The organism is Calditrichota bacterium (assembly GCA_014359355.1).
In the GTDB taxonomy this organism is placed as follows: Bacteria; Zhuqueibacterota; Zhuqueibacteria; order JANLFK01; family Oleimicrobiaceae; genus Oleimicrobium.
In genome coordinates this window covers 1-6,667 of the sequence record JACIZP010000145.1, presented here as the reverse complement: position 1 = coordinate 6,667, position 6,667 = coordinate 1, and the positions used below count along the sequence as shown (strand labels likewise).

The 6,667-nt window shown below is 63.1% G+C and carries 4 protein-coding genes and 2 pseudogenes; all 6 read left to right on the top strand.

Annotation, left to right across the window (positions count from 1 at the left end; translation table 11 throughout):
* Positions 1-2: 2 nt before the first annotated feature.
* The 6 genes and pseudogenes from tatC to H5U38_05930 all read left to right on the top strand — a co-directional run bounded on the left by tatC (position 3) and on the right by H5U38_05930 (position 6,651).
* A pseudogene (tatC, locus tag H5U38_05955) lies at positions 3-530 on the top strand (twin-arginine translocase subunit TatC).
* Positions 516-1,727, top strand: a pseudogene (gene nadA / locus H5U38_05950) (quinolinate synthase NadA). The pseudogenes tatC and nadA overlap by 15 nt, the downstream one beginning before the upstream one ends.
* A complete protein-coding gene (locus tag H5U38_05945) occupies positions 1,720-2,598 on the top strand; it encodes a PHP domain-containing protein (protein ID MBC7186559.1) in 879 nt (292 codons plus the stop codon). The pseudogene nadA and the gene H5U38_05945 overlap by 8 nt, the downstream one beginning before the upstream one ends.
* A 143-nt stretch (positions 2,599-2,741) precedes the next feature.
* Complete coding sequence (locus tag H5U38_05940; GenBank protein MBC7186558.1) at positions 2,742-4,484, top strand: DUF4445 domain-containing protein; 1,743 nt, start codon at positions 2,742-2,744, stop codon at positions 4,482-4,484.
* 43 nt (positions 4,485-4,527) lie between these two features.
* Entirely contained in the window at positions 4,528-5,715 is a 1,188-nt protein-coding gene (locus H5U38_05935; protein ID MBC7186557.1) for an aminopeptidase P family protein, read from the top strand.
* Between the two features lie 36 nt (positions 5,716-5,751).
* On the top strand, positions 5,752-6,651 hold the full coding sequence (locus H5U38_05930; GenBank protein MBC7186556.1) for an ROK family protein: 900 nt from the start codon (positions 5,752-5,754) through the stop codon (positions 6,649-6,651).
* Positions 6,652-6,667: the final 16 nt, after the last annotated feature.

Here is a 6,667-nt window from a genome sequence, read left to right as displayed (position 1 = left end):
TCTTGACCAAGCCCTACCCGAAGCAGCTCGTGTTTCTCTCCCCGGCTGAAGGGTTCATGGTCACACTCAAGGTTTCGCTGTTCGGGGGACTGGTGTTAGCTCTTCCGGTGGTGTTTTATCAGCTCTGGCAGTTCATTGCCCCGGGGCTGTTGGAGAAGGAGCGCAGGTACGTGCCTCTGGTGGTGATTGTCTCGACGGTGTCCTTTGTTGTAGGTGCCCTGTTCGCCTACTTGGTGATGATCCCTTTGGCGTTGCGTTTCTTTCTGGGTTTCGAGAGTTCTACGCTGGTCGCTACCATCCGCGTGAATGAGTACTTGGGCTTTGTCACTAACATGATGCTGGTCTTCGGTGTCGTTTTTGAGATGCCCCTTCTGAGCTTCTTCCTGGCGCGGATCGGTGTGCTCACCCCGCGATTCTTGCGCTCCAAGCGACCTTATAGCGTAGTCGCTATTCTGACGGTCGCTGCCATTTTGACGCCGCCGGACGTCCTGAGCCAAATTCTGCTTGCCGGGCCGATGCTGGTACTTTACGAAGTCAGCATCTGGGTGGCCGCAGTGGCCGCGCGCCGCAGGCGGCAGAGCTTGGCTCCTTGAACATGTGAGCATGTTTGCGCTCGGTCTGGTGCCAGGCGCACGCAGGTCGAGGGGAGGTATGGAGTCATGGATGTAATGCCCGATCGCTACATGAGCCTGGAGGAACCAGAGCTCACGGCGCGCATCAGGAAGCTGAAAGAGCATTACGGCGAGCAGCTGCTCATCCTGGCGCATTACTACCAGCGCGATGATATCGTGGCGCTCGCCGACTTTGTTGGGGACTCGTACGCGCTGGCCAAGAGGGCTGCCCAGCAGAGTGCGGCGCGCTCCATCGTCTTTTGTGGTGTGCACTTTATGGCGGAAAGCGCGCGCATCCTGTGTGACCCGGCGCAGCGTGTCTTCCTCCCTGATCACCTGGCCGGCTGTCCGCTGGCAGACATGGCCGAGGTGGAGGACGTGGAGGAGGCGTGGGCGGAGATCGGCAAACATTGTGACCTTAGCCAGGTGGTGCCGGTCACCTACATCAACTCAAAGGCTGAGTTGAAGGCCTTTTGTGGGCGCAACGGGGGGACCGTGTGCACCTCTGCCAACGCCGCTGGCGCCATCGATTGGGCCCTGCGCCACGGCCGCAAGGTCTTCTTCTTCCCGGACCAGCATCTGGGCAGGAACGTGGGGCTGGCCAAAGGGATGGCTACTGAGCAGATGGTCGTATGGGACCCCACCAAGGAGCAGGGCGGCCTTGATGCAGCGGCCATCGATGCAGCAGCGCTCATCTTGTGGAACGGGCACTGCCATGTGCACACCTGGTTCAGCCGCGAGCAGGTACTGGCGGCGAGGCAGAAATATCCCAACGCCCTGGTGGTGGTGCATCCTGAGTGCAAAGCCGAGGTAGTGGCCGCCTCCGATGCTGCCGGCTCAACGTCGTTCATCATCAGGTACGTGGCGGAGGCGCCGCCAGGAAGCACCATCGTCGTGGGCACCGAGATTCACCTCGTGAAGCGGCTGGCTGCGCAATACACCGACCGCACCGTGGTTCCCCTTGGCCATTCCCTGTGCCCGAACATGTACCGCATTAACCTGCGCAACTTGTGCTGGACTCTGGAAGAGCTGGGGAGCGTGAACGAGGTTCTGGTGCCCGAGCCCGTGCGCTCTGAGGCCAGGACCGCACTGGAAAGGATGTTGCAGATTGGCTGAGAGGATGCGCGCACCGCAGCGGCCACAAAGGGCCACTGGACAGGTTGACCTGCATCTGCATTCTGCATATTCGGATGGCCTGCACAGTCCGCGCCGTCTTGTGGAGCTGGCGGCGGCTGTCGGACTTGAGGCGATCAGCATCACGGACCATGACACGGTGGAGGGATGCCAAGAGGCCACCGCGGCAGGGCAAGAGTTCCGCGTGGAGGTCATTCCTGGCGTTGAGCTGAGTACGATGGAACGGGGCGTGGAGCTGCACGTGTTGGGCTACTTCTTTGACCCGACTAACCCGCACCTGAACCGCCATCTCCGGCTCTTCCAAGAGGAGCGCGTGAAGCGGGCGCGCAAGATGGTAGACCTCCTGCGCGGCATGGGTTGTCCAGTGTCGTTCGATGACGTGATGGGCCGCAGCGGCAAGGGCAGCGTTGGGCGCCCCCACCTGGCTCAAGCCATGGTGGAGTGTGGGTTCGTCAGTTCAGTGGGCGAGGCCTTCGCTCTGTACTTAGGGGAAGACCGCCCGGCCTTTGTGCCGAAGTACAAGATGGCGACCTCCGAGGCGATTGCCCTCATCACCGCTGCGGGCGGCCTCGCCTTCCTTGCGCATCCGGGGTGGAATGTGGCGGATAGCCTCATCCTTACCCTGGCTAAGCAAGGATTGCACGGCGTAGAGACCGTGCATCCACGGCATGCTCCCGGGGATGTCTATCACTATCGGATGCTTGTCGCAGCCCACGGCCTCCTGGAAACCGGAGGCTCCGATTTTCACGGCGCCCCGCACGAAGCACCCCTTGGCACCCACGTCTTGCCCCGTTCTGCGCTGGAGAAGATGCGCGAATCCGTGCTCACTGCGGTCCGCAACGGTGGGGCGTAGCATAGCAGAAAGGCGAGAAGTTGGCCAGCGAGATACCCGCAAACCGCTCAGACTCCTCTTGCCAAGTCACCTGCGTCGATGGCCCATCCACGCTCGCCGGCATGTTTCCGCCCGGCACTAACTTGTTGCGCGCCTTGGTGGAGATGGGGAGCGAGATCGAAGCACCATGCGGTGGGACGGGAACCTGCGGCAAGTGCCGCGTGCGGGTGAGTGGCGCAGTGAGCGACCCCACCAAGGAAGAGCGGGCGCTGCTGGACCCAGATGAACTGCGGGCCGGTATCCGCCTGGCCTGTCAGACCGCGATTTATGGCGCCTGCCGCGTTACCGCGCCGGATGCCCATGCCTTGACTGCCCCGACCATCCTCACGGAAGGGCGGCGCCAAGAAGTGGCCCTGCAGCCGAACGTACGTGAGGTCGAGGTAGCGGTGCCAGCGCCGGCACTGGATCGCAACCCTGCCGATCTCGAGGACTTGCTTGCCGCGATGGGCTTCTCCGGCGGCGGGCTGTCAATGCCGCTGCCGGTGCTACGTGGGTTGTCCGGACTCTTGCGCGAGGCAAATTTCCTCGTGCGCGCCCGCCTGGTGGGTCAGGAGATAGTCGACGTCTCGTCAGCCAGAGAGCGCAGGCCCTTGCTCGGCCTGGCGGTGGACATCGGCACCACCACAGTGGTGGGGAAGCTGTTTGATCTGCGCACGGGCCACGTGGTAGCAGTGGCGTCAAGACTCAACGCCCAGCGCGTGTTTGGCGAGGACGTTATCAGCCGCATCCAACACGCCAGCAAGTCGGCGCGCGATTTGCAGGCCTTGCAGGAGCGCGTCATCGCGGTGATCAACGAAATCGTGGTCGAGGTGTGCGCCGGAAGGGCGGAGCCGCGCGATGTCGTTGAGGTCGTGTGTGCAGGCAACACGGTGATGACGCATCTGGCTGCCGGCGTTTGCCCCCAGTGGCTGGCGCAATACCCGTACGTGCCCGTGTTCGTATCACCGCTGAGCTGTCGAGCAAGTGAGCTGGGCATTGCCATCCATGAATTTGGCAAGGTCTACTTCTTGCCAGGCATTGGGCGCTTCGTCGGGGGCGATACTGTCGGGGTGATCTTGGCTGCCGGACTCGATATGGGCTCATCCCACAGGCTCGCCGTGGATGTGGGCACCAACGGTGAGATTGTGTCGGCCTCGCGCGACCGGCTCTTAGCGTGCTCCACGGCTGCCGGTCCTGCCTTCGAAGGTGCGCATATCGCCCACGGCATGCGCGCCGCGAACGGCGCTATCGACCGCGTTGACCTCGTGGATGGCGAAATCCGTTGCCACGTGCTGGGCGAAGGGGAGCCAAGCGGCATATGCGGATCCGGGTTGATCGATGCGGTGGCGGTCCTCTTGCGCGCCGGACTCTTGGACCCAAGCGGTCGCCTGCTGGGCGCCGACGAATGCCCAGCCGAATTGGCTGAGACGCTGCGTGCGCGCCTCACAACGCGAGGAGGAGACCGGGCCTTCCTCCTGGCTGGCCAGGTAGCGATAACCCAGCGTGACATCCGCGAGGTGCAACTGGCCAAGGGGGCAATTGCCGCAGGCACACGTATTCTCATGCGGCAGCTGGGCATTAGGCCCCAGCAGCTCGAGGAAGTGCTGCTGGCGGGTGCCTTTGGCAACTTCCTGCGCAGAGACAACGCCATCCGCATCGGCTTGCTGCCCCCGATCCCGGTCGAGCGGGTCAGCTTCATCGGGAACGCCGCCTGCGCAGGAGCTGAGATGGCCCTGCTTTCTACAGAACAGAGGCGGCGAGCCGAGGAAATCGCCCGCCGCGTCGAGTATGTGGAGATCTCGGCATTCCCCGAGTTTCAGGACATTTTCGCAGAAGAGATGATGTTCCCGGCCGGGGAGCCGTCGTGAAGCCCAGGTGTTTTGCACAACGCCGATTGCGGAAGGGAGAGCCATGGCTCTTGTGCAAGAGAAGATAGCGCAGGCAGTAGCCATTCTCCAGGAGCAAGGGGTGGACATGTGGCTGATCTTCGTGCGGGAGAGCGACACCATGCCCGATCCCTGCCTTGAACTGGTAGTCGGCACCAGTTGTACGTGGCAGTCAGCGTTCATTATCACTGCGCGCGGGGATACCATCGCGCTGGTGGGCAGCCTGGACGTGGCCAATCAAAAAGACCACGGCTACTACCGGGAGGTTATCGGCTACCAGGAGTCGATACGCCCCCATTTGCTGGAAGTGTTGGACAGACTGGCGCCGCGGTCCATTGCCATCAACTTCTCCGAGTCCGATAACATGGCAGATGGGTTGACGCACGGCATGTACCTCCTCCTCCAGAGGTACCTCGCAGGGACGCCGTACCCGGAGAGGCTTCTGTCATCCGAGCGCATTGTGGCGGCGCTGCGCGGCCGCAAGTCGGCTACAGAGCAACAGGCGATCAGGCAGGCGGTGGAGCTCACGCTCAAGATGTTCGACGTGGTGGGCGCAAAGCTCCGCCCAGGACTGAGCGAGAAGGAGGTGGCGCAGCTCCTGCTGGATGAAGTGGCCGCATATGGCGTGGAGCTGGCATGGGACCCGGAGATGTGCCCTTCGGTCTTTACCGGACCGGAGTCGGCTGGGGCGCACGCTGGCCCCACCGAGCGGCGCATCGCCCCTGGTCACCTGATGAACATCGATTTCGGGATTAAGTCCAACGGCTACTGCTCGGACCTGCAGCGGACCTGGTACTTTCTCCGTCCTGGCGAGCGGCAGGCGCCAGAGGTGGTTCGGCGCGGCTTCGCGGCAGTTCGCGACGCGATCGAGCTGGCAAGCCAGGCGCTCAAGCCGGGTGTGGAGTGCTGGACGGTCGATGATGTTGCTCGGCAGCACATCCTTGCATGTGGGTTTGAGGAGTATCCGCATGCGCTCGGGCATCAGATTGGGCGCAAGGCGCACGACGGCGCAGGGATCCTCTGTCCCCGCTGGGAACGCTACGGCAACAGGCCCTACGAGCTGGTTGAAGAAGGCCAGGTGTACACACTCGAGCCCCGGGTCACCGTGCCCGGCCACGGTGTGGCGACTATTGAGGAAATCGTCGTGGTGCAGAAAGACGGATGCACGTTTCTTTCCACGCCGCAACGGGAGCTCTATCTGGTGCCCGCATAGGGCTGGCCGAGTTTGGACATGCAGTGGGAGCAGCTAATGGCATTTGCGGTTGGCATTGACCTTGGTGGCACAAAGATGAGCGCCGCGGTGGTCGACCACCAGGGCCGGGTGGTTGGCAGAATGGTGCACAGGCCCACTGGCGCGACTCGGCCTGCGCGGGAGATCGTTGCCGACCTCGCCGGCTTGGCAGAAGAGGCTGCGCAGAGCGCAGGCCTTGCTCCTGAGGAATTGGCCGGCATAGGCATTGGCGCACCAGGACCGCTGGATCTGGCGCGAGGGGTGGTCCTTACGCCACCGAACATGCCCACCTTGCACCACTGTGCCCTTGTGCAAAAGGTGCAGCGGCGCCTGCGCAGACCGGTTCGGCTGAACAACGACGGCAACTGCTTCGCCCTGGGCGAAGCTCTGTACGGGGCAGGCAAGGGCGCCGGGATTGTCTGCGGGGTGACCTTGGGCACCGGGTTCGGGGGCGGCATCGTGATTGGCGGCAAAGTCTTCAATGGAGCAACGGGCACTGCCGCAGAGCTTTGGCTTTGCCCGTACAAGGATGCGCGTTTCGAGGAGTATGGCTCCTCGCGCGGCGTGGCTGCGGCGTATCGACGCATCACCGGCAGCGATGTGGCGCCGGCAGAGGTCTTCGCGCGCGCACAGCAAGGTGAAGCTGCCGCCCTGCAGGCCTGGGAAGAGTACGGGGCTGATCTCGGTACCATACTCTCGTACGTGGTGAACACGCTGGACCCAGATGTAGTCATTGTCGGCGGATCGGTGAGCGAAGGGTGGGACTTCTTCCATCGCCGTCTCGAGGAGGAGTTGCGTCGGCACATCAACCCCATGCCGGCCGAGCACGTGGCGGTGCGCAGAGCCGCCCTGGGCAGCATGGCTGGCATCATCGGGGCCGCGGCGCTCGTGTGGCAAGACCAGGAGGTGGCGAGGTGATTGTCGAGGCGTTCGT